General features: G+C 64.4%; 26 protein-coding genes. 16 read left to right on the top strand and 10 right to left on the bottom strand.

Annotated elements, in window-relative coordinates; translation table 11 throughout:
- Positions 1-118 precede the first annotated feature (118 nt).
- Complete coding sequence (locus ACYVNQ_RS19075; RefSeq protein ID WP_460904122.1) at positions 119-1927, bottom strand: methanol/ethanol family PQQ-dependent dehydrogenase; 1809 nt, start codon at positions 1925-1927, stop codon at positions 119-121.
- A 395-nt stretch (positions 1928-2322) separates the two neighbouring features.
- Here ACYVNQ_RS19075 and ACYVNQ_RS19070 point away from each other — a divergent pair, with 395 nt between their 5' ends.
- The 9 genes from ACYVNQ_RS19070 (at position 2323) to ACYVNQ_RS19030 (ending at position 10443) form a co-directional block, all read left to right on the top strand.
- Positions 2323-2709: a 4a-hydroxytetrahydrobiopterin dehydratase gene (locus ACYVNQ_RS19070; RefSeq protein WP_460904121.1), complete on the top strand. Its 387-nt coding sequence runs from the start codon at positions 2323-2325 to the stop codon at positions 2707-2709.
- Positions 2710-2894: 185 nt separating this feature from the next.
- Positions 2895-3926: a beta-ribofuranosylaminobenzene 5'-phosphate synthase family protein gene (locus ACYVNQ_RS19065; protein ID WP_460904120.1), complete on the top strand. Its 1032-nt coding sequence runs from the start codon at positions 2895-2897 to the stop codon at positions 3924-3926.
- Between the two features lie 138 nt (positions 3927-4064).
- Complete coding sequence (locus ACYVNQ_RS19060; RefSeq protein WP_460904119.1) at positions 4065-4991, top strand: NAD(P)-dependent methylenetetrahydromethanopterin dehydrogenase; 927 nt, start codon at positions 4065-4067, stop codon at positions 4989-4991.
- A 39-nt stretch (positions 4992-5030) separates the two neighbouring features.
- Complete coding sequence (locus ACYVNQ_RS19055) at positions 5031-6221, top strand: ATP-grasp domain-containing protein (protein WP_460904118.1); 1191 nt, start codon at positions 5031-5033, stop codon at positions 6219-6221.
- Positions 6205-7320, top strand: coding sequence for a methenyltetrahydromethanopterin cyclohydrolase (gene mch, locus ACYVNQ_RS19050; RefSeq protein ID WP_460904117.1), 1116 nt, complete (start codon positions 6205-6207; stop codon positions 7318-7320). Before ACYVNQ_RS19055 ends, mch begins: the two co-directional genes overlap by 17 nt.
- Complete coding sequence (locus ACYVNQ_RS19045) at positions 7317-8348, top strand: ATP-grasp domain-containing protein (RefSeq protein WP_460904116.1); 1032 nt, start codon at positions 7317-7319, stop codon at positions 8346-8348. The genes mch and ACYVNQ_RS19045 overlap by 4 nt, the downstream gene beginning before the upstream one ends.
- Positions 8335-9204 (top strand): triphosphoribosyl-dephospho-CoA synthase, encoded by an 870-nt coding sequence (locus tag ACYVNQ_RS19040; RefSeq protein ID WP_460904115.1) that lies wholly within the window; start codon positions 8335-8337, stop codon positions 9202-9204. Before ACYVNQ_RS19045 ends, ACYVNQ_RS19040 begins: the two co-directional genes overlap by 14 nt.
- Before the next feature lie 134 nt (positions 9205-9338).
- Positions 9339-9848, top strand: coding sequence for a formaldehyde-activating enzyme (gene fae, locus ACYVNQ_RS19035; protein ID WP_460904114.1), 510 nt, complete (start codon positions 9339-9341; stop codon positions 9846-9848).
- A gap of 169 nt (positions 9849-10017) precedes the next feature.
- Complete coding sequence (locus ACYVNQ_RS19030; RefSeq protein WP_460904113.1) at positions 10018-10443, top strand: hypothetical protein; 426 nt, start codon at positions 10018-10020, stop codon at positions 10441-10443.
- A gap of 158 nt (positions 10444-10601) precedes the next feature.
- Here the strand turns inward: ACYVNQ_RS19030 and ACYVNQ_RS19025 are convergent, their stop codons facing one another.
- Positions 10602-11132, bottom strand: a complete 531-nt coding sequence (locus ACYVNQ_RS19025) for a dihydroneopterin aldolase (RefSeq protein ID WP_460904112.1) — start codon at positions 11130-11132, stop codon at positions 10602-10604.
- 379 nt (positions 11133-11511) lie between these two features.
- Between ACYVNQ_RS19025 and ACYVNQ_RS19020 the strand changes: the two genes are divergently transcribed.
- The 3 genes from ACYVNQ_RS19020 to ACYVNQ_RS19010 are packed head-to-tail and all read left to right on the top strand — an operon-like array spanning position 11512 to position 15644.
- Positions 11512-13638 (top strand): sigma-54-dependent Fis family transcriptional regulator, encoded by a 2127-nt coding sequence (locus ACYVNQ_RS19020; protein WP_460904111.1) that lies wholly within the window; start codon positions 11512-11514, stop codon positions 13636-13638.
- An 18-nt stretch (positions 13639-13656) separates the two neighbouring features.
- On the top strand, positions 13657-14283 hold the full coding sequence (locus tag ACYVNQ_RS19015) for a flavoprotein (protein WP_460904110.1): 627 nt from the start codon (positions 13657-13659) through the stop codon (positions 14281-14283).
- The gene (locus ACYVNQ_RS19010; protein WP_460904109.1) at positions 14262-15644 is read left to right on the top strand and encodes a DUF6513 domain-containing protein; all 1383 of its coding nucleotides are present in this window, start codon (positions 14262-14264) and stop codon (positions 15642-15644) included. Before ACYVNQ_RS19015 ends, ACYVNQ_RS19010 begins: the two co-directional genes overlap by 22 nt.
- A 52-nt stretch (positions 15645-15696) precedes the next feature.
- Here ACYVNQ_RS19010 and ACYVNQ_RS19005 read toward each other — a convergent pair whose 3' ends face one another.
- The 5 genes from ACYVNQ_RS19005 to ACYVNQ_RS18985 all read right to left on the bottom strand — a co-directional run bounded on the left by ACYVNQ_RS19005 (position 15697) and on the right by ACYVNQ_RS18985 (position 20868).
- Positions 15697-16569 carry a phosphoribulokinase gene (locus ACYVNQ_RS19005; protein ID WP_460904108.1) on the bottom strand — a complete coding sequence of 291 codons (873 nt, stop codon included), beginning with the start codon at positions 16567-16569 and terminating at the stop codon, positions 15697-15699.
- Between the two features lie 109 nt (positions 16570-16678).
- Entirely contained in the window at positions 16679-17803 is a 1125-nt protein-coding gene (locus ACYVNQ_RS19000; protein ID WP_460904107.1) for a class 1 fructose-bisphosphatase, read from the bottom strand.
- Between the two features lie 10 nt (positions 17804-17813).
- Positions 17814-18830 carry a CbbX protein gene (gene cbbX, locus ACYVNQ_RS18995; RefSeq protein WP_460904106.1) on the bottom strand — a complete coding sequence of 339 codons (1017 nt, stop codon included), beginning with the start codon at positions 18828-18830 and terminating at the stop codon, positions 17814-17816.
- 66 nt (positions 18831-18896) lie between these two features.
- Positions 18897-19313 carry a ribulose bisphosphate carboxylase small subunit gene (locus ACYVNQ_RS18990; protein ID WP_460904105.1) on the bottom strand — a complete coding sequence of 139 codons (417 nt, stop codon included), beginning with the start codon at positions 19311-19313 and terminating at the stop codon, positions 18897-18899.
- A gap of 64 nt (positions 19314-19377) precedes the next feature.
- Positions 19378-20868 (bottom strand): ribulose-1,5-bisphosphate carboxylase/oxygenase large subunit, encoded by a 1491-nt coding sequence (locus ACYVNQ_RS18985; RefSeq protein ID WP_460904104.1) that lies wholly within the window; start codon positions 20866-20868, stop codon positions 19378-19380.
- Positions 20869-21266: 398 nt separating this feature from the next.
- Between ACYVNQ_RS18985 and pqqA the strand changes: the two genes are divergently transcribed.
- From pqqA to ACYVNQ_RS18970, 3 genes are all read left to right on the top strand, one after another.
- Positions 21267-21341, top strand: coding sequence for a pyrroloquinoline quinone precursor peptide PqqA (gene pqqA, locus ACYVNQ_RS18980; protein WP_013342881.1), 75 nt, complete (start codon positions 21267-21269; stop codon positions 21339-21341).
- 159 nt (positions 21342-21500) lie between these two features.
- Positions 21501-22130, top strand: a complete 630-nt coding sequence (locus ACYVNQ_RS18975) for a DUF447 domain-containing protein (protein ID WP_460904103.1) — start codon at positions 21501-21503, stop codon at positions 22128-22130.
- Between the two features lie 76 nt (positions 22131-22206).
- Positions 22207-22941: a (5-formylfuran-3-yl)methyl phosphate synthase gene (locus ACYVNQ_RS18970; protein ID WP_460904102.1), complete on the top strand. Its 735-nt coding sequence runs from the start codon at positions 22207-22209 to the stop codon at positions 22939-22941.
- On the opposite strand, the gene ACYVNQ_RS18965 is transcribed toward ACYVNQ_RS18970, so the two are convergent.
- The 3 genes from ACYVNQ_RS18965 to ACYVNQ_RS18955 are packed head-to-tail and all read right to left on the bottom strand — an operon-like array spanning position 22922 to position 25804.
- Positions 22922-23512, bottom strand: a complete 591-nt coding sequence (locus tag ACYVNQ_RS18965; RefSeq protein ID WP_460904101.1) for an amino acid kinase family protein — start codon at positions 23510-23512, stop codon at positions 22922-22924. The two genes, ACYVNQ_RS18970 and ACYVNQ_RS18965, sit on opposite strands and share 20 nt — an antisense overlap.
- Before the next feature lie 25 nt (positions 23513-23537).
- Entirely contained in the window at positions 23538-24710 is a 1173-nt protein-coding gene (locus ACYVNQ_RS18960) for a hydantoinase/oxoprolinase family protein (RefSeq protein WP_460904100.1), read from the bottom strand.
- A complete protein-coding gene (locus ACYVNQ_RS18955) occupies positions 24707-25804 on the bottom strand; it encodes an ATP-grasp domain-containing protein (RefSeq protein WP_460904099.1) in 1098 nt (365 codons plus the stop codon). Before ACYVNQ_RS18955 ends, ACYVNQ_RS18960 begins: the two co-directional genes overlap by 4 nt.
- 12 nt (positions 25805-25816) lie before the next feature.
- Here ACYVNQ_RS18955 and ACYVNQ_RS18950 point away from each other — a divergent pair, with 12 nt between their 5' ends.
- Positions 25817-26569: a HisA/HisF-related TIM barrel protein gene (locus tag ACYVNQ_RS18950; RefSeq protein WP_460904098.1), complete on the top strand. Its 753-nt coding sequence runs from the start codon at positions 25817-25819 to the stop codon at positions 26567-26569.
- Positions 26570-26853: the final 284 nt, after the last annotated feature.

Raw genomic sequence — 26853 nt, 5'->3', positions numbered from 1 at the left:
ACGGCAACTTGCCGCAAACGGGGCTTCGTCACGCGGCGCACCTGTTGCATTGCATGCGCCGCGTGCCGCGTACGGCACGACTGGAAAAATCCAGTCATGCCGTACGATTGCCACGCGTTTAGCCCGGAACAGCAAAGATGAACAGCGTGCCGCCTAGCGCGGTGTACTTCGCCAGTTCGCGGTAGCCACCCACTGCGCCCAGACCTTCAGTCGACTTCTGCAGGCCTGCTGCCATGCCGATACCGGCCCAGCCGCCAATGCCCGAGTAGACGCCGATAAACTGCTTGCCCTGGTACTGGTACGTGAACACGTTGCCGATAATCCCGGACGGCGTCTTGAACTTCCACAGTTCCTTGCCGTCCTTGATGCGCACTGCCTTGATGTAGCCTTCAAGCGTGCCGTAGAACGCCACGCCGCCAGCCGTGGTCAGCGCACCGGACCATACCGAGAATTTCTCCGGCTTGGACCAGACCACCTTGCCCTTGCTGGCATCCCACGCGATGAAATTGCCCATCGCACCGTTCTCGTTCGGCCCCGGGAACATCGACAGCGTCGCACCCACATACGGCTGGCCGGACACGTAATCGACATCGAACGGCTCGTAGTCCATACACACGTGGTTGGTCGGCACGAGGAACAGGCCCGAGTTCGGATCGAACGACGCCGGTTGCTGGTCCTTCGAACCGAGCGCGGCCGGGCAGATGCCCTTCACGTTCTTGTCGGCACCGGCAGCTTGCGTCGAGTAGGTGACGTTGCGAATCGGCAGGCCGGTCTTCACGTCGACGCGGTCGGCCCAGTTCACCGCCGGATCGTACTTGTCGGCAACCAGCAACTGGCCCGTTTCGCGGTTCAGCGTATACCCGAAGCCGTTACGGTCGAAGTGGACGATAGCGGGGACTTTCTTGCCGCCTACCGGGAGGTCGGCGAGGATCATTTCATTGACCCCGTCATAGTCCCATTCGTCGTGCGGTGTCATCTGATAGACCCACTTCGCCTTGCCGGTGTTCAGGTCACGCGCGAAGATCGACATCGACCACTTGTTGTCGCCTGGCCGCTGCGACGGGTTCCACGTGCCGGGGTTGCCGGTGCCGTAGTAGACGAGATTCAGCTTCGGATCCCATGCATACCAGCCCCACGTGGTGCCGCCACCGAGCTTCCACTGATCGCCCTTCCAGCTCTTGAGCGACGAATCGGCGCCAACCGGCTGCATCTTGCCGTCCGCCCAGGTCATGGTCGAATTCGGATCGAGCAGCATCTCGTTGTCGGGACCGGTGCTGTAGGCCTTCCAGACCTCCTTGCCAGTCTTGATGTCGTACGCGATCAGGCGGCCGCGCACGCCGAACTCGCCACCCGAGATACCGGTGAGCACCTTGTCGCCGAATACGTGCGGCGCGTTGGTGTTGGTTTCACCTGCTTTCGGATTGCCGTTCTGCGCGGTCCACACCACGTCGCCGGTCTTCGCGTTCAGCGCGACCAGTTTAGTGTCGGCCTGCTGAAGGAAGATCTTGTCGTCGCCGTACGCGAGACCGCGGTTCACGGTGTCGCAACACATCACCGAGATCACCTGCGAGTCCTGCTTCGGCTCGTATTGCCAGATGAAGGTTTGATCCTTCAGGTTGATCGCAATGACCTTGTTAGGAAATGGCGAGTGAATGTACATCGTGTCGCCGATCACGAGCGGAGAGCCTTCGTGACCGCGCAGCACGCCCGTTGACATCGTCCATGCGACCTGCAGTTTTCCTACGTTAGCTTCATTGATCTGCTTGAGCGGGCTGTAGCGGTGATTCGCATAATCGCCCGCCTGTGCCGCCCAGTTGGATGGGTTCTTGATCAGCGAATCGAGCTGCGGGTCGGCATGTGCCAGGAAAGAACTGAGTGCCGTTGCCGCAACCACCGCTAGTCCGAGAACCAGGGTGCGTACGTTCATGTCTCCTCCAGAATGGGTAAACCGTCCACCTCACGATGTGACACGCTACCGCGCTCAACCAGCCGCGCCGTCCGGATGCGGGTAACGAGCGATTGCTGCGCCGGGTTCATTGCCCGACTCATGCGTATGAAGGCTGATCGCATATTCCATGCCGACCGTGCAGTTTGTGTGTGTATGAGGGAATCGCGGCATCGGGCGGCACGCGGCGGCGTCAACGTGTGCCGCTTCGCTTCGGATCACGATACAACCTGTGTCAAAACCGCGATACATTGGTGGAACCCGTTGCGCGCACACTCACGTGCAAGCATGCGCAACGCCCGCGGCATGATGGGCCGGAATCGCGTAGCCTCGTTTGCGCGCGTCGTCATGTCGTTCACATCGAATGGAGGTTTCCGATGGCACAAGCCGAACAGGTGTATTCGGACGAAGAAGTACAGCAACGCCTCACCGGTGCGCTGCAGCACTGGTATCTGGAAGACGGCTGGCTGCGGCGCAAGTACCGCACCGAAGGCTGGAAGGGCACGCTGATGGTGGTCAACACCGTGGGGCACCTTGCGGAAGCCGCATGGCATCACCCCGATCTGACGGTGTCTTATGCGTTCGTCATCGTGAAGCTGAAAACGCATACCGCAAAGGGCATCACCGACAAAGACCTTGCGCTCGCAACCAAGATCGAGGAAGTGATCCACTGGCAGCCGGGCAAGGAAGGTGGCGCGCTCGAGGGCACGCCTGCGGACGATCAGCGATTCCGCTATCTCAAGTACGACGCGCCTAAGGGTTGACACGGTGCGCGGTCGGGCGCGCGCATGCGTGGTACGGCTCTTGCCTTGTTTGAGCGGTTCGCCGGATGCGCGCCGGGTTCGCCGGACGCGCGCCACTCACGCCACCGCGCGCGAGGCGAGCCGCCGGCGACAGCGTCGCTGCCACCGGCATACCGGCCCACGACCCGACCAAGGACGCTCCTGCAATGCGGATCCACACCGATCGCTCCGCGCCGCTGTCAGCGGTGACTGTCGACGCGCCTGCCCGTTTGCATATGGGTTTTCTCGATCCGAGCGGCTCGCTCGGCCGCTGCTTCGGCAGCATCGGCCTCGTGATCGATGGGCGCGGTACACGTGTTAGCGCGCGGCTCGCCGACGACATGCAGGTGGTGCGCGCACAGTCCGACACGCAACGCATGCGCATCGAGCAGTATCTGGAGCGTCTGCACGCCGCATGGGGTGGACCCGCGCTCGCGATCGAAGTGGAACAGGCGCCTCGTTCGCACTGCGGCCTGGGTTCCGGTACGCAGCTCGCATTGGCGCTCGGCACCGCGTATGCGCGGCTCGCCGGCGTGCCGGCCAGTACCGATGCGATCGCGCGGCTGCTGGGCCGCGGTGCGCGCTCGGGCATCGGCGCGCTGGGCTTCGATTATGGCGGGCTGATCGTCGACGCCGGCCCAGGCGGCCCGGGCGGTCGTGGCCCGGGTATGCCGCCGCTGCTGTTTCGCCAGCCCTTCCCCGATGCATGGCGCGTCGTGCTGGTCGACGACCTGTCGCGCGAAGGCCTGCACGGCGACGAGGAGCGGCGCGGGCTGGCGGCGCTGCCCGCATTTCCGCAAACGCTCGCGGCCCATCTGAGCCACCTTGTATTGATGCGCGTGTTGCCCGGCCTCGTCGAGCATGATTTCGACGCATTTGCCGAAGGCATCAGCGCAGTGCAGCAGACCATCGGCGAATACTTCGCGCCCGTGCAAGGCGGCGTGTATTCGAGCCCGGCCGTCGCGCACGCCATGCAGGCGATCGCGTCACGACAGAAGGCTGCGCTCGGCCAGACCTCGTGGGGCCCCACCGGTTTTGCGATCGTGCGCAGCGCCGAGCAGGCCGAACGGGCGCTGGCCGATGTCCGTGCGGCCACGCGCGATGCGCCGGCCATCACCTGTGCCATTACCAACGCGCGCAATCGCGGCGCCGCGCAAAGCGTCGAGCACGCGCGCAGCTGCGGCGTCGATATCGGGTGACGCCGCGCGCCGCGGTCGGCTGGTATCCGCCGCACGCGTGACAGGCTGCGCCGCGGCATGCCACAGCCCGTCGCATCGGCAGCGGGCCTTGCCACTCATTCGAACCCTTCCGCTAACGTCTTTTTATCCTTCACTGCCATGTCCGAAGCTACCGAAAGGCCATACATCCTGCATATGTTCACGGCCACGCCGCAGATGAGCCCGTTCGACGTCAACATGGCGGCCGATGCGGGTTATCAGATCGTCGTGCCGTACTGCAACGTCGACGCAGCCAGCGTCGTGCAGCTCACGCAAGACGCGATCTTCTCGCGCGGGCCGAAAGGCGTGTCGCGCACCGGCATCTTTATCGGCGGCCGCGACGTGATGCTCGCCGCCGATATGCTCGATCTCGCGCGCCAGGCGATGGTGCCGCCATTCGAGGTCTCCGTGTTCGCCGATCCGAGCGGCGCGTACACGACCTCCGCGGCGCTGGTTGCGCTGGTCGAGCGGCATCTGAAGACGGAGCATAGCGAGACGCTCGGCGGCAAGCGCGTGCTGATTCTGGGCGGCACCGGCGCGGTCGGGCGTATCTCGGCCGCGCTGGCGGCGTCGCTCGGTGCGGACGTGGTGCTGGCCAGCCACTCGAACGAAGCGCGCGCGCAGCAGGTGAGCCACGAAGTCAATCAGCGCTTTAGCGCCGCCACCACCGGTGTCGGCACCACCACGCCCGACGCGCTGCATGCGGCGCTCGCACAAGCCGACGTGGTGCTGGCGACGGCCGCCGCCGGTGTGCAGATCGTCGCTAGCGGCGATCTCGCGCATGCGCGACAGCTGCTGGTCGCGGCCGACGTCAACGCGGTGCCGCCGGAAGGCATCGCGGGCGTCAACGTGATGGATAACGGCAAACCGCTGGCTGGCGCAGCGCGGCCCGATGCAGTGGGCATCGGAGCATTGGCGATCGGCAACGTCAAGTATCAGGTCGAGCACCGGCTGTTTTTGCGCATGCGCACAAGCGGCAAACCGGTGTATCTGGGTTTCGCGGAAGCATTCGACGAAGCTCGCGCAATCGTTGCCGGCCGTGACTGACGGCGCGCGATGCTAGACCGGCCTCACGCTTGCCGTGCGATGCACGCGCCATTACACGTCGCGCCGGCACGCGCGTCGTTCGTTGCGATCGCCGGTTTGTCGGCGCGGCTTTTCACGGAATCGGCGGTACGCGGCGGCCTGAACGTCGCGGCGCTGGACGTGTTCGGCGATCGCGACACGCGACAGCGCGCGAAGCTGTGGCTCGATATCGGCGGCGCGCCGTTGACGGTCGATCGCGACAAACTCTTTGAGGCGCTCGCGCGCATCGCGCGCTTGCCGCACATGCTCGGCTTTATCGCAGGCAGCGGGCTCGAGCCGTTTGCCGCGCTGCTGCACGACAGGCCACGGCTGCCGAGGCTGATCGGCAACGATGCGCAGGCAACTGCCGCGGTGCGCACGCCACAGCGGTTCTTTGCGTTGCTCGATGAACTGGGCATTGCCCATCCGCAGGTGTCGTTCGTGCAGCCCGAGCAGCCTGCCGGCTGGCTCGGCAAGCGCGCCGATGGTTGCGGAGGCACCCATATCCGCGCGGCCGCCGATCTGAGCGCAGCGCCGGATTATTTCCAGCGCATCGGCACGGGGCGTTCGATGTCGGCGCTGTTTATTGCCGCGCGCGGCTCGGCACGCATCGTCGGCTTTGCCGAGCAGTTGACGGTTGCGCTCGGCGCGCTGCCTTTCGTCCACGCCGGGTCGCTAGGTCCGATCGATTTGCCGCCACCCGTTGCCGCGCAAATCGATGCGGCGATCCAGGCCATCGTGGCGCGCACCGGGCTCGTCGGTATGAACAGCCTCGACTTTCTGCTCGACGGCGATACCTTCAGCGTGCTCGAGATCAATGCCCGCCCCTCCTCTAGCGCGGCGCTCTACGAACTCGCTGCGCCTGCTTCATGGCCGCGCGGTTTGCTGGCCGCGCATATCGACGCGTGCCTGAAAGAGCGTTTGCCGCCGCCGGGCGCGCTGCGCGTGGAACGTTATGCGGCGCAGCGCGTCGCCTTCGCGCCGGCCAGCCTCACCGTCACTCCACGCCTGAGCGATGCGCTGTTCGCGGCACCGGGCTACCGCGACGTGCCGCTGCCAGGCGTACGCATTGCCGCCGGCGAGCCGGTCTGCACGCTCGTGGTCAGCGCCGCGAGTGCCGGCTCGCTGCGCGGCGAACTGGAACGGCAACAGGCCCGTCTTATCGAACTGATCGTCACTTGCCGCGAGTCCCACGATGACTTCATCACCTGAACGAACTGGATCTGCAGTTCAATCCGTCTATGGCACAGCAAGCGTCAATGCGCTGGCCGAACCGTTGGTCGCGCAACTCGTCGACGATGCCGCCCGTCTGCGTGTCGCGGTTTCCCGCACTGCAGCAGGCACGCAGATCATCGATGCGGGTGTGGCGACGCAAGGCAGCATCGCTGCCGGTGTGCTGATCGCGCGTATCTGCATGGGCGGCCTCGGCGACGTTGCGCAGCGCGTCAGTTTCGAACGCGAGCCGCTATGGCCTGTGCTGCTCGAAGTGCATACCGCCACGCCCGTGCTTGCATGCCTCGGCAGCCAGTACGCGGGTTGGAGCCTGTCGGCCACCAAAGAGCAGAACAACGGCAAGAAGTTTTTCTCGCTCGGCTCCGGCCCGGCCCGCGCGCTGGCCTGCAAGGAGCCGCTGTTCGCGGAGCTCGACTATCGCGACCGGCATCCGCACGGCGTGCTGGTGATGGAGGTACATCAGTTGCCGCCGCAAGCCGTAATCGACAAAGTGCTGAACGACTGCGGCCTCGCCGCCGATGCATTGACGATCATCGTTACACCCACGCATTCGCTTGCGGGCACGACTCAGGTGGTGGCGCGCGTAGTCGAAGTGGCACTGCACAAGACACATGTGATCGGCGTGCCGCTCGACGCGATTGTCGAAGCCAGCGGCATCGCACCGCTACCGCCGCCGGCGCCGGACGGCCTCGCCGCGATGGGCCGCACCAACGACGCGATCCTGTACGGCGGCCGCGTGCATCTGACCGTCACGCAAGATGCACTCGCGCGGCGGCTCGCTAGCGAACTGCCGTCATGGAATTCGCGCGATTACGGCCGGCCGTTCGCAGATGTGTTTGCGTCGTTCAATCACGATTTCTATCAGATCGACCCTGCGTTATTCGCGCCGGCGGAAGTGTGGGTCAGCAGTCTTGAAAGCGGCGCGACGCATTACGGCGGCAGGCTCGATGGGGCGTTGCTGCATCGGCAATGGGATGCGGTAGTGGATCCGCTTGCGGCGTCGACGTCGGCGTCGGCGTCGACGTCCGCGGCTGCGCCTGCGCTTGATAACCCAACCACCAATACGGACACGCAATGAGTGAAGTGCCGTTCGGCGCGGGCCTGCGCGTCGCAATCATGACCGACGAAACCGGCTGGCACACCGGGCGCCTGAAAAAAGCCTTCCGCGCGCGCGGTGTGGATGCGCGCTGCATCGACCTTGCCACTTGCCGCATCGATACGACGTGGCAACCCTATGGGCTAGCGCTGCCCGGCTTCGGCCACACATTGCCCGATGCGGTGTTCGTGCGCGGCATCGCGGGCGGCACCTTCGAACAGGTGACCTTGCGCCTGGGGATCCTGCACGCGCTGCGCGAATGCGGCGTGCCGGTCTATAACGATGCACGCGCGATCGAGCGCAGCGTCGACAAATCGATGACGAGCTTTCTGCTGCATCGCAGCGGCGTGCCGACACCGGCCACCTGGGCGAGCGAATCGGCGGCCTTCGCACAGCGCGTCGTGATGCGCGAAAGTGCGGCGGACCGTCAACTCGTGCTGAAACCGTTGTTCGGTTCGCAAGGCAAGGGGCTGCGCCGACTCGGCGCGAGCGCGCGACGCGACGGCACGCTGACACCGCTGCCGCCGTTGCGCGGCTTCGGGCAGGTTGCCTATTTACAGCGCTTTGTCGGCACGCGTCGCAGCGCGAGCGCGCGAGCCGCTCGCGCAGGCTTCGACTGGCGCGTGCTGGTGATCGGCGGGCGAGCGGTTGCTGCAATGCGGCGCATTGGCGGGCGAGGCTGGATTCACAACGTCGCGCGCGGCGCACACTGCGAGCCCGCTGAACTCGATGACGCGCTCGCGCAGACCGCGATACGCGCAACCGCAGCGTTGGGACTCGACTATGCGGGCGTCGATCTGATTCCCGCGTCCACCGACCCGCGCGACATGACTGCCTCGCCGCTGGTACTGGAAGTAAACGGCGTCGCCGCATGGCGCGGGCTGCAATCCGTCACATCGGTCGATATCGCCGCAGCCCTCGTCGACGATCTGCTCGACCGCAAACTGGCCAATGCCGCCGATGCTGCAGCGCCGCTATCTCTGGCACTAACGCTCCATGCAAGCCGCTGACGATCCGCTTGCACGCGGCCGCAACGCATTTTTGCGCGCCTGCACGCTGGATGTGGCAACCGCCAAACCGGGCAACGTCAGCGTGCATAGCGCCGGACACCGGATGGAAGCCGCCCAGTTCATCGCCAGTGCCACGGCAGCAGCGCCAGCGCTGTTCCAGCATGGCACGCCCGTCGGCGCACGCATCCTCGATGCGGTGATGCGCACGCAAGAGGCAGCCGGCTGCAATACGAATCTGGGCATCGTGCTGCTGGTAGCGCCGCTGGCAGCCGCACTCGAAGCCCCGGGCAGCCTGCACAGCGCCGCGCACTGGCGCGCGGCCTGCGAGCACGTGCTGCAGCGCCTGTCGGTAGACGATGCATGCGCGGCCTATCTGGCGATCCGCGCGGCGAACCCGGGCGGCCTTGGCAACGCGTCCGAACAATCGGTGCACACGCAACCGACCATCGACCTGCGCGCGGCGATGTCGCTCGCCGCCGCACGCGACAGCATCGCGCGTCAATACGAAAACGGCTTCGCCGACGTATTCGAGACCGGTCTCGCCGCAGTTGCATCGTTGCCGGACGCCCCCCCCGAATCCATCACGCTCGACGTGTTCCTGACGTTCCTGTCGACTTGCCCCGACTCGCACATTGTGCGCAAGCAGGGCGTGACGGTGGCGCAAAGTGTCACGAATGAAGCACGTCTGCAACACGCTCAATGGCGTGCCGCGCCGCACGTTTCCCAGTCTCCTCAGCTCGATGCATGGGATGCCGAACTAAAGAAACAGGGCGTCAATCCGGGCACGAGCGCCGACCTGACGGTCGCCACGCTGTTTGTCGCGAGCTGTCTCGCACCGCAGCGTTTTGCGGCTTAGCGCACTGCGTGCCCGATTGGCACGCTTCCTGTTACTCCCGACGGTGGTGCATTTCACGCGCTCGCCGTGCGGCCAGGCGCCGTGCGCCACGAGCACACCTACGTCGACAGATCCAACCTTCATCGGAGAACAGCATGGCCAAGATTAACCGCGTCCTGGTAGGCGAGTCGCTAGTCGGCGATGGCAACGAAGTCGCCCACATCGATCTGCTGATCGGACCGCGAGGCTCCGCAGCAGAAACCGCGTTCTGTAACGCGCTGACCAACAACAAGGACGGCTTTACGTCGCTACTCGCGGTGGTCGCACCGAACCTGCTGACCAAACCGAACACGGTGATGTTCAACAAGGTCACCATCAAGGGCGCCAAGCAGGCTGTGCAGATGTTCGGCCCGGCACAGCACGCCGTGGCGCTGGCGGTGGCGGACTGTGTCGAAGACGGCACCATCCCGAAGGACGAAGCCGACGACCTGTTCGTCTGCGTCGGTGTTTTCATCCACTGGCAGGCGGATGACGACAAGAAGATCCAGGAGTACAACTACAAGGCCACGCGCGAGGCGCTGCAGCGCGCGGTGAAGGGCGAACCGAGCGCGGCGGAGGTAGTCGCGAAGAAGGCCTCGGCGGCGCACCCGTTCGCGCCGAACTAGGCTGAGCTCAGGCAATACAGTTTGTACAGGTAGTGCAGGCGATGTGCCGCGCCGGCTTTGATGCCGCGCGCGGCACGCTTACGCGGATGCAGCTTTATGCGGCGACAGCGTGGGGCGAAACGCATCACATCGCATCGACAGTGCAGGTGTTTCGACTAAAGGGTTCGGCATGATTTCACGTTGTCGCACGCGGCTCGCGATCGTCTCTGTCGCATGTGCCGTGCTGTTGCCGGCGTTCGCGCTGGCCGCGGGGCCGTCGGATACCGCGGCAGGCAAGGCGGCGCCCGCACAAGGCTATAACTATCCAACTGAAGGGCGCGTCGAGTATGTGCTCGGCTGCATGGACGATAACGGCCACGATTTTGCCAACGTCTACAAGTGCTCCTGCACGATCGACAAGATCGCGTCGGCCGTGCCTTACGACGATTACGTCGAACAATCGACGTTTTCCAAGTACGCGACGATGGGCGGTGAAGGCGGCGCCGAGTTCCGCATGGACAAGGCGCGCGCGCAGACCAAGAAATTCCGCGCAGTGCAGCAAAGCGCTTATGAGGCGTGTGGGTTGGTGAAACCGGCGGCCTCGGCCGCGAAGTAGCGCGGCTTGCGTTGCGTTTGCGTTGTGCCGCATTGCCGCTATGCGGCGCGGTTCGCGCCGTAGAAAAACACCGGGCATGTTCGGATGCCCGGCGTTCCCCGTCGCTATGGTCCGCGTTCGCCGCTTACCGCGCAGGCCGGCTGCGCGGCCTGCCGGCCTCAATCGGGTATCAGCCCTTCTCCCAACGAGCCCCATGCGCCCCACCGGTGGCGCATTGCATCGCGCCGGCGCTCGATCAACACGCCAACCGCGGTGACGTCGTCGAATTTAGCCGGCTTGCTCAACGACACGCGCACCCAGTGCGCACCGAACTCGCCAATCATCAGCTGCGCAATCTGCTCCGCGAGCGCCTCCAGCAGTTGTACTTTGTGCGTTGCAAGAAGCGTATGCAGCGCAGTGCGCACGGCCGCGTAGTTGACCGTATCGGTGATGCAATCGGTATGGCACGCACGCAGCGAAGGCACGCCGACGGCCAGGTCCAGACGCACCGGCTGTGCGGCATGGAGCTCTTCCTTGTCGATGCCGATCACGGTGTTACCGGTAAAACCCTCGATATAAACGATATCCAGCGCCGTGCGCGCGGGCGCAAACGCGAGACCGTCGTCCGTCGCGAGCCACTGCGGGTCGCGCTCGGCATAGGGTGCGTCCATGGGTGCCCGCATCGCGCGGATTGCATCGAAACGCTCCATAAGTTCAACTCCGCTGCCAGACTTCGGCTTGATGTGAGACGGTTAGAGAATGGCGAGCTAATCGGTGCGCACGCCTGCGATTTTGTGCGCACTGCATAAAGCCTTGAAAAGACATCCTTCTATGCAAAGCAAAAACCGCGCGCAATGGCAAAACCTTATACGACTACTTATTGATGGCGAACGATAACGGAGGTAGAGTGTTTAAGGTGGACCTTATGTAGCGGATGCCTACAATGGTTTGCCTTGCATCGCTGTAGTTGCATGGCGTATGTGCGCCGCAGATGCGCGCAGCGCTGAAGGGGAACAGAGGAACATACATAAATGCGTCAGTCCGCCGCTCTAAGGCGCGGGCAGCGGAACGCAATGGAGACGCCCCCAAATGTCATCGCTCGCTGACATCAATTCGCATGTCCGTGATGTTCTGAACACTGTCCACAACCAGTCGGCTACGCGGCCGACCAGCGATTCCGTCGCTCAGTCGTGGACACGCTGCCTGAACGAGTTCGGTCTCGATCCGGGCCGCTTCATCATGCCGCCGGTGCTGACGCAGCATGAACTCACCGAGCGCCGTGAGGCCGCCAGCGATCTGATCGCGTGCTCGAAGCTCGAAATGACCACGCTCTATCAGCAGCTCGCCGACCCCGATCTCGCCGTCGTGCTAACCGATGCGGATGGCGTGATCGTGCATCAGGTGTCGTCGGTGCCGTTCGGCGAAGCGGTCGCAGCAGACGGCTTGCGTGTGGGCTCGGTATGGAGCGAGCGCACCGCCGGCACGAACGGCATGGGGACGTGTCTGGCCGAACGCGAGTGCCTCGCGGTCTATCAGCATGAGCATTTTTATCCGCGCTATACGTCGCTGACCTGCTCCGCCGCGCCGATCTTCGACGATCGCGGCACTGTAGCTGGCGTACTCGACGTGACGAGCCGCTCTCGGCTATTACAGCAGCACTCGCTGGTGCTGGTCGGCATGTCGCGGCAGATGATCGAAAACCGCCTGATCGACTCGCGCTACCGGCGTGCGAACATGATTCATTTTCACAGCCGCCCGGAATTCGTCGGCACGCTGCACGCGGGCAAGCTCGCCGTAGACGACGAAGGAACCGTGCTGGCGGCGAGCCGCAGCGCGCTATTTCAGCTCGATCTGCGCTCGCCTGACCAGCTATGCGGCAAGCGCATCGAAGAAGCCTTCAACGCAAGCCTCGAAGACATGATCGCGCGCAGCATCCGCGGCTCGTTCCACCCGGTGACGGTGTACGGCGCGCATACCAATACCCGCTTCTTTCTGGTCGCGCAGACGCCGCGCGATGCATCGACCTTTGCCAGCACGGTGACACCGTCGATCGCTACGCGCGGCATAGCGGGCACGACGGCAGCGCCCGACGCAGCGCCGGTTGCACGCAGCCGGCCCGCGCGCAACAAGGAAAGCCGCGCGTGCGCATCCGCAGCAGCGCCCGCTTCCGGCCGGCTCGACAAACTATCGCAGCTCGAATTCGGCGACCCGCGCATGGCCTCGCAGATCCAGCTCGCCGGGCGCGCCATTCAACGCAAGATTCCGATCATCCTGCGTGGGCAAACCGGCACCGGCAAGGAAGTGTTCGCCAACGCGCTGCACAGCATCAGCCCGAATAGCGCGGGCAGCTTTGTCGCGGTGAATTGCGCGTCGTTGCCGGAGAACCTGATCGAGAGCGAGCTGTTCGGCTATCGCGCGGGCGCCTTCACTGGCGCACAGCGCGAAGGCCGGCGCGGCAAGATCGTGCAGGCGAACAACGGTACGCTGTTTCTCGACGAAATCGGCGACATGCCGATGACGCTGCAAGCGCGCCTGTTACGTGTGCTCGAAGAGCACGAAGTCACCCCGCTCGGCACCGAAACCACGCAGAAGGTGGACTTCCAGCTGATCAGCGCGAGCCACCGCAATCTGCTCGAACTGGTGCAGCGCGGCCTGTTCCGTGAAGACTTGTATTACCGGCTAAGCGGCATCGAGATCAATCTGCCGGCGCTGCGCGAGCGCGCGGACATCGGCGCGCTGATCCAGCATCTGCTCGACAGCGAATCCGACGATCCGCCCACGCTCGCCGCCGAAGCGCGCCAGGCGCTGCTCAGCTATGCATGGCCCGGCAATATTCGGCAGCTGCGGCATGTGCTGCAAATGGCGGTGGCGCTATGCGACGGCGACGAAATCCGCTGTATGCATCTGCCGCCTGAGATCACGCAGACCGGCGGTAATGGTCATGCTGCCAATGCCGCGGCCGTTGCGCACGCAACCGATGCGCCCTCCGCGATGAACGGCATGCTCGCGCTACCCGACGATTGCGACATGTCGAGCCTGAACGCGATCCAGATCCGCGAGCGCGAAACGGTGCTGGCGATGCTCGACGAACACCGCTGGAACGTCAGCAACGTCGCGAAGACACTCGGCATTAGCCGCAACACCTTGTACCGGAAGATGCACAGACTGTATATCCGTCTGTCGCACGACAACACACCTCCGTTGAACGATGCGTAAGTCTGGCCGGAGCCGCCTATGAGCGCACCGGAACCAGGGCAACCGACGCACGCACCGGAACCGGCGCGCCGCCCCGGCGAATTTCGCCCCGACGCTCATTTCGCGTGGTGCGTGACCGGCTCCGGCCACATGCTCGAGGAGTCGATCGAGCTTGCGTTGCGCTTGCCGGGTGTCGATATGTTTCTGTCCGCGGCCGGCGAAGAAGTATTGCCGTTGTACGGCTGGCCGATCGCGAAGCTGCGCGAGCGCGTACGCGTATTGCGCGACAACAGCGCGAGCGGCGTGCCGGTCGGCATGCTGTACGAAGGCCTCTATCACACCGTGGTAATCGCGCCCGCCACCAGCAATACCGTCGCGAAATGCGCATTCGGCATCTCCGATACGCTACCCACCAATCTGTTCGCGCAAGCCGGCAAGCAATGCATCCCCGGCATCGTTTTCGCATGCGACACGGAGCCGAGCGTGATTACGCACAGCCCGCACGACTGGGTCGAGGTGCGTCCGCGCGCGATCGAACTGGAAAACGTCGAGCGGCTCGCGCGAATCGAATACACGACGGTGGCGCGTTCGCTCGACGAGCTGCGCGCCGCGCTGCAGGCACGGCTCTCCACTCTCGGGCTCGCATGGAACACATCGTCTTCCTGACTGGCAGGCTCGCTGAAAAGAGCCTCGTGCAGGTGCTCGAAGGCATCGATGACGCATCGTTTACGTGGGAAGTGCGTGAAATCGGCCTGCAGGTCGCAGGACTGATGACCGCCGACATGATCAGGCGGCGCGTGACACTGCCGCTCGCCGCGCAACGGATGATCGTGCCTGGCCGCTGCCGCGGCGATCTCGATGCGCTATCCGCGCATTTCGGCGTGCCCGTCGAGCGCGGCCCGGAAGAAGTGAAGGATCTGCCGCAATTCTTCGGACGAGCCGCGCGCCATATGGACCTGTCGCGTTACGCCACGCAGATTTTCGCGGAGATCGTCGACGCGCCGCGCCTCGATCTGAACGGCATCGCCGAACGTGCGAAACAGTACGCGGACCAGGGCGCCGACGTGATCGACGTCGGCTGTCTGCCCGATACGCCGTTTCCGCATCTGGAAGACGCGGTGCGCATGCTGAAACAGGCGGGCTATCGAGTCAGCGTCGATTCGATGCTCACCGACGAATTGCTGCGCGGCGGCCGCGCCGGCGCCGATTATCTGATGAGCCTGAATGTCGATACGCTGTGGATCGCCGATGAGGTGGCCGCCACACCAGTCCTCGTCGCGCGCGAACCTCGCGACATGGCATCGCTGCATCAGGCGATCGACACACTGCTCGCGCGCGGCAAACCTTTTCTCGCCGACCCGATTCTCGATCCGATTCCGTTCGGCTTTGCGGCTTCGGTCGCGCGCTATGTGGCGCTGCGCGAGCGCTACCCGCAGATTGCGCTGATGCTCGGCATCGGCAACGTCACGGAGCTGACCGAGGCCGACACCACCGGCATCAACGCGCTACTGCTCGGTATGGCGACGGAGCTGAACGTAGCGGCCGTGCTGACCACGTCGGTGAGTCTGCATGCGCGCCGCGCGGTGCGCGAAGCGGATGTCGCACGCCGCATCATGCACGCCGCGAACGAAGCCCAGATGCTGCCCAAAGGCATCTCGACCGACCTCTGCGCACTGCATGCGAAACGTCCATTCCCCTATAACTCGCGCGAAATCGCTGAAATCTCCACCGGCATACGCGACCCGAACTATCGCGTGCAGGTATCGGACGACGGCATCCACGTATACAACCGCGAGCTGCACGCGATCAGCGGCGATCCGTTCGAGCTTTACCCGCAACTCAAGGTCGAACAGGATGGCGGCCACGCGTTCTACCTGGGCGTGCAACTGGCGCGCGCCGAAATCGCATGGCAGCTCGGCAAACGCTTCGACCAGGATGCGCCGCTCGACTGGGGCTGCGCAGTCGAGCGGCCTGCCGAAGACCTGAGTGCGTGGCACGTGCCCGGCAGCACGAAGAAAAAAGGCTGACGCCCAGGAGGAGAGAGCGGAGCGCCAGCCGCGTGAAACATGTGCGCATCGCTCAGGCTCGCGCGCAGCGGTCGCGAAGTTGCAGGATCATCGGTGTGAAGATCAGCTGCATCGCGAGGCCCATCTTGCCGCCCGGCACGACGATCACGTTCGGCCGTGACATGAACGAGTCGTGCAGCATCGTCAGCAGATACGGGAAATCGATGCCCTTCGGCCGCGCAAAGCGGATTACGACGAAGCTCTCGTCAGGCTGCGGTATTTCACGCGCGGTAAATGGGTTCGACGTATCCACAGTCGGCACCCGCTGGAAATTCACATGCGTACGCGAGAACTGCGGGCAGATGTAGTTCACGTAGTCGGGCATGCGCCGCAGGATCGTATCGACCACCGCTTCATGCGAATAGCCGCGCATGTTCTGATCGCGATGCAGTTTCTGAATCCATTCGAGATTGATGATCGGCACAACGCCGACCAGCAGATCCGCATGTCGCGCGACGTCCACCGTGTCGGTCACGGCCGCGCCGTGCAGACCTTCGTAAAACAGCATGTCGGTGCGCGGTGCGATGTCCTCCCACGGCGTGAAGGTGCCGGCCTCCTGCTTGAAACTTGCCGCGTCCGCTTCGTCGTGCACGTAACGGCGGAACTTGCCGGTGCCCGATTCCGCGTAGTTCGCGAACAGCTGCTGCAATTCCTCCAGCAGATTCGCCTCGGGACCGAAGTGGCTGAAATGACGCACATTGTCCCGTTCGGCGCGCTTTAACGCCTCGCGCATGCCGAGCCGGTCGTAGCGATGGAATGCATCGCCTTCGACGATCTGCGCATTGATCTTCTCGCGCCGGAAAATATGCTGAAAACTCTTCATCACGGTGGTCGTGCCGGCACCGCTCGAGCCCGTTACCGCGATAATCGGATGTTTGACTGACATGCGCGCGTCTCCCGGGATGCCCGTTTCCGGTGCATCCATCGATGATGTAAAAGCGGATACGACGGTGCGCCTATGCAAGCACCAGGCGAGCACAGCCACTACGCACGCATCATGCCGACGCCTCGGGCAAAAACAGCGAGCGCTCGCGAAACAGCGGCGATGTAAATGGCCGGTCCGTGCCGAGATCGTGCTCGCGGTGATAGCGCTCGAGGCGTTCCACCTCGTGCTTCGAGCCGAGTATCACAGGCACACGTTGATGCAGTTCGTGCGGCAACACATCGAGAATGCGTTCGCGCCCGGTGCTCGCCGCGCCACCCGCCTGCTCGATCAGGAAACTCATCGGGTTCGCCTCATACAGCAGACGCAAGCGGCCTTGCTGCGTGGCGGGCGCGCGAAAATCGCGCGGGTACATGAACACGCCGCCGCGCATCAGGATCCGATGTACCTCGGCGACCATCGCAGCAATCCAGCGCATGTTGAAGTCTTGATCGCGGCAACCGCTGCGACCGTCCTTGCACTCCTGCACGTAACGGCGCACCGGCGGCTCCCAGAAGCGTTCGTTCGATGCGTTGATCGCGAACTCGCGGGTTTCGTCCGGAATGCGGATGGCCGAATGGGTGAGCACGAAGTTGCCGACATCGCGCTCGAGCGTAAAACCATGCGTGCCGTTGCCGATCGACAGCACGAGCATCGTCGCGGCACCGTAGATCGCGTAGCCGGCCGCGACCTGCTCGTGGCCGGGCCGCAAAAACGCGGCGGCGCCGATGGGCGCAATGGCAGCAGCGCCAGCGGCGGCGCCCTCTTCCTGCACCGGCGCACGCAGCACCGAAAAAATCGAGCCCACCGTGCCGTTGATATCGATGTTCGACGAACCGTCGAGCGGATCGAACGCGAGCAGATACTCGCCGCGCGGGTAACCCGGCGGAATCGCATACACATGCTCCATTTCCTCCGACACCATGCCGGCCAGCAAACCGTCCCACTCGCAATGCTGCAGGAAGATGTCGTTGGTCAGCACGTCGAGCTTCTTCTGATCCTCGCCATGCACGTTCGCGCTGCGCGCCGAGCCGTAATTGCCGTCGAGCGCGCCGCGCGTCAGCGCCGCCGCAATCGTCTTGATCGACGCGGCCACGTCGATCAACAGCGCCGCAAGCCCGCTCGAACCGCGCGGCGAACCTTGACGGTCGAGCGCATCGATCAGGAATTTGGAAAGCGTAGTTCGTCCGTCGCGCATCGCATGCTCCCTATGAGGCAATCGACTGGCCGGCTGCAGGATGCGTGCCGGGCGTCAGACGCTCGAACACACGGCTCGCACGGATATCGCCCGTGGTGATCAGGGTCAGCGCCGCCGGGTCGGCCGGTTGTGCGCCGTCGAGTGCCGCCGCGAACAGCCGGTTCGCCTGGCGCAGCCGCGCGCGGTCGAGCGCATTGCGCACCGAGCGCGCGTTCGCAAAGCTCGGCTGCTTGACCCGTCGCGCCAGGTAGTCTTCGAACGCGAGGCGCGAGTCGCAATCGAAGCGGTAATGCATCGTGTCGAGCATGCGTTCGGCGATGGCCAGCAGCTCTTCCGCGCCGTAATCGGGAAACGTGATGTGATGCGCGATGCGCGAGCGAAAGCCCGGATTGCTTTGGAAGAATGTGTCCATCCGCGTCGCGTAGCCGGCGAGAATCACCACCAGGTCGTCGCGCTGGTTTTCCATCGTCTGCAGCAGGATTTCGATCGACTCCTGGCCATAATCGCGCTCGTTCTCCGGGCGATACAGGTAGTACGCCTCGTCGATGAACAGCACGCCGCCCATTGCGCGCTTGAGCACCTCGCGCGTTTTCGGCGCAGTATGGCCGATGTATTGACCAACCAGATCGTCGCGCGTAACCGAAACAAGATGATTGCGCCGGATATAGCCGAGCCGGTGCAGCACGTCGGCCATGCGCAGCGCGACCGTCGTCTTGCCGGTGCCGGGGTTGCCGGAAAAGCACATATGCAGCGTCGGGGCGCCGGTTGCGATGCCGAGCTGTTCGCGCGCACGTTCCACCAGCAACTGTGCGGCGATCTCGCGAATGCGCGTTTTCACCGGAGCAAGGCCAACCAGATCGCGGTCCAGTTCGGCCAGCACGTCGGCAATGCCCGACTCGCGAAACAGCGTGAGCAGGTTCACGTGAGAGGCGTCGTGCGGGGTATTCGGCTGCGGTGGTTCGAGCTTTCCCTGCGGGCTTGCGTGCGGCGCGCTGCGCACCCGCAATTCGAGCGTATCGGCAATCATGGTCGTCTCCGATTGATGGAAATTCTGTAGAGGCGCAGTGCCGCTGCGCACGCGGCCTGGTGCGGCTCAATGCGGCGCGTCGCGCCGCGCGCCGCCGGCGCGCGACTGCAGCGCATAACGCTGCACGCGTCCGCCGCTTTCCTGACGTTCGAGCCACAAGGTCGCCTCAACCTCCGGTCGATTCACGATGAACGACAGCCGCATCGTCTCGAAGCCGCGCACCGAGTCGAACGCATTGACCTTGATGTAGTGCTGCGGATTCGCCGCGCGACAGGCGTTCACCTCTTGCATGACACCCGCCGCATCGCGCAGATCGAACAGCGGCTGGCCCCACATCTCCCAGTACGTGTTGCGTGGATGCGGGTTATCGGTGAATTCCACCGAGCACGCCCAGTCTTGCGCCAGCGCATAGTCGATCTGCAGGCGGATTTCATCGTCGGTCAGTTCGGGCAGGAAAGAAAAGGTGCCTTGAGTGATGCGCATGGCAATGCCTCGCAAATAAGGTTGAACTCGTGATTCGTGATTCGGCGTGCGCGGCGGCAATACGTCACGCGACACTCGGCGTCGCTGCAAAATCCGGCGTATCGGTGGACGCGTAATTGAACGTGACGTCGCGCCATGTATCGAGCGCCTGCTTCAGCGGCAGACAATGACGCGCCGCCGCCTCGAGCAGTTCGGGGCCTTCATGCGCGATGTCGCGGCCCTCGTTGCGTGCCTTCACGATCGCTTCGAGCGCAACCCGGTTGGCTGTCGCACCTGCCTGAATGCCGCCCGGATGGCCAATCGTGCCGCCGCCGAACTGCAGGATTGCGTCGTCGCCGAACAGATCGAGCAGTTGATGCATTTGCCCCGCGTGAATGCCGCCCGACGCCACCGGCATCACCTTGCGCAAACCTGCCCATGGCTGATCGAAGAACAATCCGCGCGACAGGTCGACCGGATTGCGCGCCTCGCGCAGCACGTTGTAATAGCCCTGTACGGACAGCGGATCGCCTTCGAGCTTGCCGACCGCCGTGCCCGCATGCGCATGATCGACACCCGCCATACGCAGCCACTTTGCGATCACGCGAAACGAAATGCCGTGATTGCGCTGCCGCGTGTACGTGCCGTGTCCGGCGCGATGCAGATGCAGGATCATGTCGTTCCTGCGCGCCCAGCGGCCCATCGACTGGATCGCGGTCCAGCCGATCACGAGGTCGATCATCACGATGCACGAGCCGAGTTCCTTGGCGAATTCGGCGCGCTCATACATGTCTTCCATCGTCGCCGCGGTCACGTTCAGGTAGTGGCCCTTCATTTCACCGGTCTCGGCTTGCGCACGATTGACCGCCTCCATCGCGAACAGATAGCGGTCGCGCCAGTGCATGAAGGCCTGCGAGTTGATGTTCTCGTCGTCCTTCAGGAAATCGAGGCCGCCTTTAAGGCCCTCGTAAACCACCCGCCCGTAATTCTTGCCCGACAGACCGAGCTTCGGCTTCACGGTCGCGCCGAGCAGCGGGCGGCCATACTTGTCGAGACGCTCACGCTCCACCACGATGCCGGTCGGCGGCCCTTGAAACGTCTTCAGATACGCGACGGGAATGCGCATGTCTTCCAGACGCAATGCCTTGAGCGGCTTGAAACCAAACACATTGCCGATGATCGACGCGGTAAGGTTTGCCACAGAGCCTTCTTCGAACAGATCCAGATCGTAGGCAATGAACGCGAAATACTGCGGCTCGACATCCCCTGCGCCGGTGCCCGGCACCGGATCGACGCGATACGCTTTGGCCCGGTACATGTCGCACGCGGTGAGCCGGTCGGTCCACACCACCGTCCACGTAGCCGTCGACGATTCGCCGGCCACCGCAGCCGCTGCTTCTTCCGGTTCGACACCGGGCTGAGGCGTGATGCGAAACAGCGCGATCACGTCCGTGTCTTTCGGCGTGTAATCCGGCTGCCAGTAGCCCATCTCGCGATACTTCATGACACCCGCGTCGTAACGGGCGCGCTTTGCCGGCACGGCGGGCTCGATGGCCGCCTTGCTGAAATCGTTCATCACCTGACCTCCGGAAAGACGGCGCGTATGAATGGGAGATACGCCGTATGGGGAATGCGCTGCGGATCACTGCTGCTGTGAGGTCAATGTAGGCGCGCTGCTGCGCGAAGGGAATTCACGATTTTCTTGCGCTGGCTTAAGCGATGCATTAACACTGATGACGGAGCGATCAATTGCGCTCACAATGAGCGTTCGGCCCGTGCAACACTTTGCTGCGATGTCGCGACAGTAAGCCGTGTAAGCCCGAAGCCGGTCGTTGCGTATGCACCAGCAGGTATTGTTCGTACGCAATGGGCGGCGGTGGGCATGCAGCTTGCGTCCTCGTAGCGGGTCGACGCGATCGGATGCCGATGGCGTCGGTGCCTTAGGCAATCGCCTTTCACTCAAGGAGGATGACTATGCAGTGGACAACCCCGAGCTACACCGATATGCGTTTTGGTTTCGAAATCACGATGTATATCGCTACTCGTTAATCGACGAGCCCGTGCGGGCCACCGTTCGCGGCGGTCCGCACTTCATGGTTTTCCCTTAATGTTTTCCCCGTAGTTTTTTCTGCACCTGTCGTTTCATCCGCCCGCGAAATGCCGGGCATCGCGCAACGCCACCTGCCGGCATAACCTGCGTTCTTCGCCATGATTCACGAAACGATCGTCACCACTGCGGCTCGCGATGGCCAGGTCCATATCGCACCGATGGGCGTGCGTTTCGAAGAAGGCTTTGCGATTCTCGCGCCATTCCGTCCGTCGACCACGCTCGACAACATCCTTGCAAGCGGTTGCGCAGTCGTCAATTTCACGACCGACGTGCGCGTGTTTGCCGGCTGTGTGACCGGCACGCAGCGCATATGGCCCACTGTTGCGGCAAGCCGCGTGGCGAGTGTGCGACTCGCGCAAGTGCTCGCTCATACCGAACTGAGCCTGGCCGAGGTGCGCGAAGACCCGCAGCGTCCGACGCTGCGCATGCAGTGCGTGCACAGCGAAACACACGCGCCGTTCGGCGGTTTCAATCGTGCCCAGGCGGCCGTCGTGGAAGGTGCGATTCTGGTGAGCCGTCTGTTCATGTTGCCGGCCGACAAGATCGATCACGAACTCGCGTATCTGCAGATTGCCATCGACAAGACCGCGGGCCCCGACGAGCAAACGGCGTGGTCGTGGATCGTTGCGGCGATCGAGCGTTATCGCGCAACACATGCCGCTAGCGGTAGCGCGCAAACAACTGGCACACCTTCTGCTGTAACACCCACGTTGCACGAAACGCGTTGACGCTCGCCTGATTCGCACGCATTGCATGCGATGGCGCAGCAGTGCGCGCCTACACTTCCTTCCCCCGGAGATCCCAATGACCGCGTTGCTCGCGAGCGTTCGCTCGGCAGATGAAGCATTCGATGCTGTAGAAGCCGGCGCCGAATTGATCGACCTCAAGGAACCGTCCGGAGGCGCGTTGGGTGGCGTGGCCCCCGGCGAGATCGTGCGGATCGCGCAGCAGTTGCGCGCGCGCTATCCGGTCAAGCCGATCAGCGCGACGATCGGCGACCTGCCCGCGCATGCGTTCGACGAGATCGCGGCACGCGTGATCGATGTCGGCGCGAGCGGCGTGGACTTCGTCAAGGTCGGCGTCAAGGCGGACGCAAGCGCACGCGCCGAAGCACAGGCGTGCCTGTCGCACCTTGCCGGCTTACCCGCTCCGGTCCTGCCGGTATTGCTCTGCGACGAAGGCATCGACGCGCAAGTGGTCGCGCATGCAATCAGTCTCGGGTTTGCGGGTTTAATTTTCGACACCGCTGTAAAAGACGGCCGCACGCTGTTCGATTGCGTCGACGCGAAGACGCTGGCCGCGCACATGGCCAACATACGCGCCAAAGGCGCGATGGTCGGCATGGCGGGTTCGCTCGGCTGGGCGCAGCTCGCGCAGATCCGCGCGCTCGCACCGGATATTGCAGGCTTTCGAAGCGCGCTGTGCAGCGGCGGTCGCACCGCGCGCCTCGACCCGCAACGCGTCGCGCAATGGGCCGACGCACTGCATCATCCGCAGGGGCAGCCGGATGCCGCGCTCGCTACGCAGCCGGCGTATTGAGTAGCCGCTCGCGCATCAGTGCAACATCGCCCTTGTTGAACAGCTCGACCACGTAGTTCGCGTCGTTCACATAGTCGACGAAGCGTGCGTCGAGCACGCCGGCGGACGCCAGCGCGTCGAGCGGTGCGTCCGCCTCCAGCTCGCAGGACTTCACGACCAGCAGCCGCTCCGCATTCAGCGACTTCGACAGCCACGCAGCGAGACTATCCGACGTGGTGTCCCAATTGGTCATGTCATTGGGCGTTGCGCTCATCAGGCCGATCGGCATCCACACGGCCACCTGGCCGTTACGCAGCGTGCGCCGGATCATGTCTTCGCTGGTGGCGAGCACAAGGTCCGGCAGCACACCCTGCATCATCAGCGCGTACTGAGTCATGGCCAGCAGACACATGTTGTGAGCGGCCAGGTCGTCGAACTTCCATTCCTTCTGATAAACGCGCACGCGGTCCGCAAAATCGCCGCCGCCCGGCACGATCACGACGCGTCCGCCGCCCACTTCCCACAGCTGCGTGAGCCAGTCGCGCAGCGACGGGTCGTGACTCAGGCTTCCCCCGATCTTCACCACCCACATGTTTGCCTCTCTCTGTTGCCTGTTGTCATGCGGCATGCGCGGTAGCGTTCGCGGGTGACGCGGCCGCCCGCAGATCGCCGGCTTGCACGGCCATCAGCAACGCTACGGCGACACTGGGTGCGCAGGTCGCAATCCATTCGGCCGAGGTGTCGCTGCCGTCGTGCGGTGTGGATGCGCAGGCGTGCTCTGCCGGCGTGTCCATCAAGGGCCCCGTCAATGCGCTGAAGTCGACGTAAGCGCGTGCCGTTTCGCGCGCCAGTGCCGCGACCAGAAAGCGGCCGCAACCCGCACCCACCAACGGCGCTGCGGCCAGTTGCGGATGGGCTTCGCTCACCTGCGCAAGGCAGGCGCCAATCGTGCGCAGCTGTTCGTGTCGCCACGTGTAGGCGAAGCTGCGCCATTCGTCGATGCTTGCATCCGATGCGTCGCGACCGATGGTCCGCGCGAGCCGCGCGCAACTCGCCCCGATGGTTTTCGCGCCGTTGTCCGCGCTCGGGTGCTGATCGTGCGGTGGCCATAGCTCGCCGGTCAGACGATAAATGTCGGCGCTCGTCGCGAACCATTCGTTCATCACGCCAGCGCTCTCGCCGCGAAACGCGATGCGATGCGCAATGCCGCACAGCGGCGTGCGCACCACGCCGTGATACGCAAGCTCGCCGGTTACGAGGCGAGTCGCGTCGTTCACGCCGCGCGCTGCGACGCGCGCGTGCACGATTGGAACGATGTCGGTGGTGGTGCTGCCGATGTCGATCAGCAGCGCATCGGGCATGCGCGCCGCGACCCATTGAGCAGTCGCCAGCCAGTTTGCCGAGGCCACCGTGCGCCAATGCGCGATCGCTTCGTCCGTAGCGAGCCAGCCGTCGCCGCCGGCAAAGAAGCGAACCGCGCCGCCCAGCCGCGCGGCAAGCGTGTGCACCAGGATTCGTACGCCTTCGGCACGGTCCGCGAACAGGTCGACCATCTCGCCGGACATCGTCACCGCATGGCGCGTATCCGGCGCCGCAGCCGATGGCCAGCGCGCCAATACTTCGTCGATTACGCGCTCGAGGTGCGCCAGCCCCTGCCAAAGCGGACACGCCCATTGCACGACGTCGGCGAGCTGTCCTTCAGCGCTTGCCGCGGAAACCTTCACATGCGCGCCGCCCACGTCCCAGCCGAATACCGCGGGCGCCGCTGCATTTGCGGTATGGTCGCTCATGACGCGGCCCTGCCTGCGAACACCGGCACGCGCAGCATATCGTCGCCCGTTGCAGGCGCAAGCTTCACGCCGTGCGCGGCCAGCACCTGGGCCGCGAGATTGCGTTTGAGCCGCGCCGACAAGCCTACGTACGCCATCGTCACGCGCGGATTGACCTCGATCACCACCGGCTCTCCGTCTGGCCGCCAGACCACGTCGATACCGACGAAGCCGCGCAGGCCCGGCAACGCGGCCGTGACGCGCTGTGCGAGCGCCGCGAGCGTGCGGCCCTGCGCGCTGCCTTGCTCGATGCAATCGACGTCGACGCCGTCGAACTCGATCACCCGCCCCGCGTGTCCTGCCGCCGGCGCATCGGCCACGCCGATCCGCTGCCGGTTGATGCTGATCAGCTCGTTGCCCGCCGCGCTGCAGATCAGCGACAGGCTCAGTGCGTCGCCATTCACCCATTGCTGCAGAACAGGCTTTCGGCCAGCCGCAAGCCGCGTAGCGAAGTCCGCACGGGCTTCGGCGAAGTCGTCGAACAGATAGGTGTCGAGGCCGCCGGCGCCGTCGTCCGGCTTGACCACCCAGGCCGCCGTGCCATCGGCATAAGCATCGCCGCGCCGCGCCGCCATGCCATCGAGCGCCATGCCCGCGGCATCGAGCGCGGGCGTCACCGCAATACCGTGCGTCGCGAGCAACGCGGCAGTCTGCCGCTTGCTCGAACACAACGCGATCGCGTCCTTCGTGCAACCGAGCCAGCGCGCAGTGCCAACTGCATCGGCAAGCTGCAGCATCAGCCCATCGCATTCAGGCGCGACGATCCACGCATAATCGTGCTCGCGCGCCGCGCGTGCGACGAACTCCATCATCGGCTCGCCGGGCGCGGCGCAGTAATGCTGCAACGGCGAACGCGACGCAGCAGCCGCCTCGAAACGCGAACTCGCAAAGCTCACGTCGATGCCGCCGAGATCGCGCAGGTCCTGCACCATCGCATCGCGCATCGCGCGCCCTTCGACGATCAGCACGCTCAGATCCGCGATACCGCTTTCGCCGGCCAGTTCCGGGTCGATGCCACCGCCGGTGAGATACTCGTACACAAACAGCCTGATCAAGGAAAGTCTCCGATGCGGGTCATCCCGGTTCTCGATCTTCTCGACGCTCACGCGGTGCGTGCGGTACGCGGCGAACGCGCGAACTATCGCCCTATTCAGTCCACTCTGTGCGCGACCAGCGAACCGCTCGCCGTTGCGCGTTCACTGCTTGCGGCAAGCCACGCGGACACCTTGTACGTCGCCGACCTCGATGCGATCGTCGCGCAGCGCGCCGATGCGGCGACACTTGCCGCGCTGTGCAACGGCCTGAATCCGCCCGGCGCCTCCGGCCGCCGTGTGCAGATCTGGCTCGACGCGGGCTTCAGCGATTGCGCGTCGATGCTCGATCATCTGGCGCGCCTCGTCAGCCTCGGCGCAGCACGCGAGACGCTCGTGCCGGTATTCGGCTCGGAGTCGTTGCGCACACCTGCGGCGCTGCGTGAAGCACGCGATGCCGGCTACGCACCGATCCTGTCGCTCGATCGCCGCCAGGGCCACGCGCTCGCCGCGCCCGGTGCCGTCGATGCATTGCACGACACGCCTGCGCTGTGGCCCGAACGCGTCATCGTGATGACGCTCGATCGCGTCGGCGCCTATCAAGGCCCCGACCTCGACACCTTCGACACGATCCGCAAACGCGCCGGCGCGCGCACCTTGATCGGCGCAGGCGGCATCCGCAATCGCGCCGACCTCGATGCCGCTGCACGCAGCGGCGCGCACGCGTGGCTCGTCGGTTCTGCCCTGCACGACGGCAAAGTCGCCGCACCAGACAGCGCATCCAGGTGAACCGCAAACACAATATCCATGCCAAGCAGCCTGTCGCGCTACTGCCGCAATCCAATCGCAAGGAACGCGTTATGCGGCTCGCGCGGGTGACACTGTGTTACGGCGCGACGCACATACTGTGTTGCGCATGCTGACTTCGCGCTGCGGGTAAAACGGCTGAGCGGGTGCGGTTCTTCATGCAAACGCATGACGTCACGCTGCAAAAACCGATAGCGTCCGCGCGCATGTATCATCGCGGCCCACTCGACCGGCCCCGTGCAATACGGGCGGCCACTGCCGCACGA

It is taken from the genome of Paraburkholderia jirisanensis (assembly GCF_054782355.1).
Note: the sequence above shows the minus strand (reverse complement) of the source record. Positions and strands in the feature narration are given on the sequence as shown.

What these genes read in the sequence shown, in the direction of transcription:
- cbbX (WP_460904106.1), bottom strand. Translation starts at nt 18,830, where the DNA reads ATGATTGCCGATACGCTCGAATTGCGGGTGCGCAGCGCGCCGCACGCA.
- ACYVNQ_RS18990 (WP_460904105.1), bottom strand. Translation starts at nt 19,313, where the DNA reads ATGCGCATCACTCAAGGCACCTTTTCTTTCCTGCCCGAACTGACCGAC.
- ACYVNQ_RS19075 (WP_460904122.1), bottom strand. Translation starts at nt 1,927, where the DNA reads ATGAACGTACGCACCCTGGTTCTCGGACTAGCGGTGGTTGCGGCAACG.
- ACYVNQ_RS19045 (WP_460904116.1), top strand. Translation starts at nt 7,317, where the DNA reads ATGAGTGAAGTGCCGTTCGGCGCGGGCCTGCGCGTCGCAATCATGACC.
- fae (WP_460904114.1), top strand. Translation starts at nt 9,339, where the DNA reads ATGGCCAAGATTAACCGCGTCCTGGTAGGCGAGTCGCTAGTCGGCGAT.
- ACYVNQ_RS19030 (WP_460904113.1), top strand. Translation starts at nt 10,018, where the DNA reads ATGATTTCACGTTGTCGCACGCGGCTCGCGATCGTCTCTGTCGCATGT.
- ACYVNQ_RS18985 (WP_460904104.1), bottom strand. Translation starts at nt 20,868, where the DNA reads ATGAACGATTTCAGCAAGGCGGCCATCGAGCCCGCCGTGCCGGCAAAG.
- ACYVNQ_RS19065 (WP_460904120.1), top strand. Translation starts at nt 2,895, where the DNA reads ATGCGGATCCACACCGATCGCTCCGCGCCGCTGTCAGCGGTGACTGTC.
- ACYVNQ_RS18965 (WP_460904101.1), bottom strand. Translation starts at nt 23,512, where the DNA reads ATGTGGGTGGTGAAGATCGGGGGAAGCCTGAGTCACGACCCGTCGCTG.
- ACYVNQ_RS19060 (WP_460904119.1), top strand. Translation starts at nt 4,065, where the DNA reads ATGTCCGAAGCTACCGAAAGGCCATACATCCTGCATATGTTCACGGCC.
- ACYVNQ_RS18950 (WP_460904098.1), top strand. Translation starts at nt 25,817, where the DNA reads ATGCGGGTCATCCCGGTTCTCGATCTTCTCGACGCTCACGCGGTGCGT.
- ACYVNQ_RS19015 (WP_460904110.1), top strand. Translation starts at nt 13,657, where the DNA reads ATGAGCGCACCGGAACCAGGGCAACCGACGCACGCACCGGAACCGGCG.
- ACYVNQ_RS19005 (WP_460904108.1), bottom strand. Translation starts at nt 16,569, where the DNA reads ATGTCAGTCAAACATCCGATTATCGCGGTAACGGGCTCGAGCGGTGCC.
- ACYVNQ_RS18960 (WP_460904100.1), bottom strand. Translation starts at nt 24,710, where the DNA reads ATGAGCGACCATACCGCAAATGCAGCGGCGCCCGCGGTATTCGGCTGG.
- mch (WP_460904117.1), top strand. Translation starts at nt 6,205, where the DNA reads ATGACTTCATCACCTGAACGAACTGGATCTGCAGTTCAATCCGTCTAT.
- ACYVNQ_RS19010 (WP_460904109.1), top strand. Translation starts at nt 14,262, where the DNA reads ATGGAACACATCGTCTTCCTGACTGGCAGGCTCGCTGAAAAGAGCCTC.
- ACYVNQ_RS19025 (WP_460904112.1), bottom strand. Translation starts at nt 11,132, where the DNA reads ATGGAGCGTTTCGATGCAATCCGCGCGATGCGGGCACCCATGGACGCA.
- ACYVNQ_RS18970 (WP_460904102.1), top strand. Translation starts at nt 22,207, where the DNA reads ATGACCGCGTTGCTCGCGAGCGTTCGCTCGGCAGATGAAGCATTCGAT.
- ACYVNQ_RS19040 (WP_460904115.1), top strand. Translation starts at nt 8,335, where the DNA reads ATGCAAGCCGCTGACGATCCGCTTGCACGCGGCCGCAACGCATTTTTG.
- ACYVNQ_RS19000 (WP_460904107.1), bottom strand. Translation starts at nt 17,803, where the DNA reads ATGCGCGACGGACGAACTACGCTTTCCAAATTCCTGATCGATGCGCTC.
- ACYVNQ_RS18975 (WP_460904103.1), top strand. Translation starts at nt 21,501, where the DNA reads ATGATTCACGAAACGATCGTCACCACTGCGGCTCGCGATGGCCAGGTC.
- ACYVNQ_RS19020 (WP_460904111.1), top strand. Translation starts at nt 11,512, where the DNA reads ATGTCATCGCTCGCTGACATCAATTCGCATGTCCGTGATGTTCTGAAC.
- ACYVNQ_RS19055 (WP_460904118.1), top strand. Translation starts at nt 5,031, where the DNA reads ATGCACGCGCCATTACACGTCGCGCCGGCACGCGCGTCGTTCGTTGCG.
- ACYVNQ_RS19070 (WP_460904121.1), top strand. Translation starts at nt 2,323, where the DNA reads ATGGCACAAGCCGAACAGGTGTATTCGGACGAAGAAGTACAGCAACGC.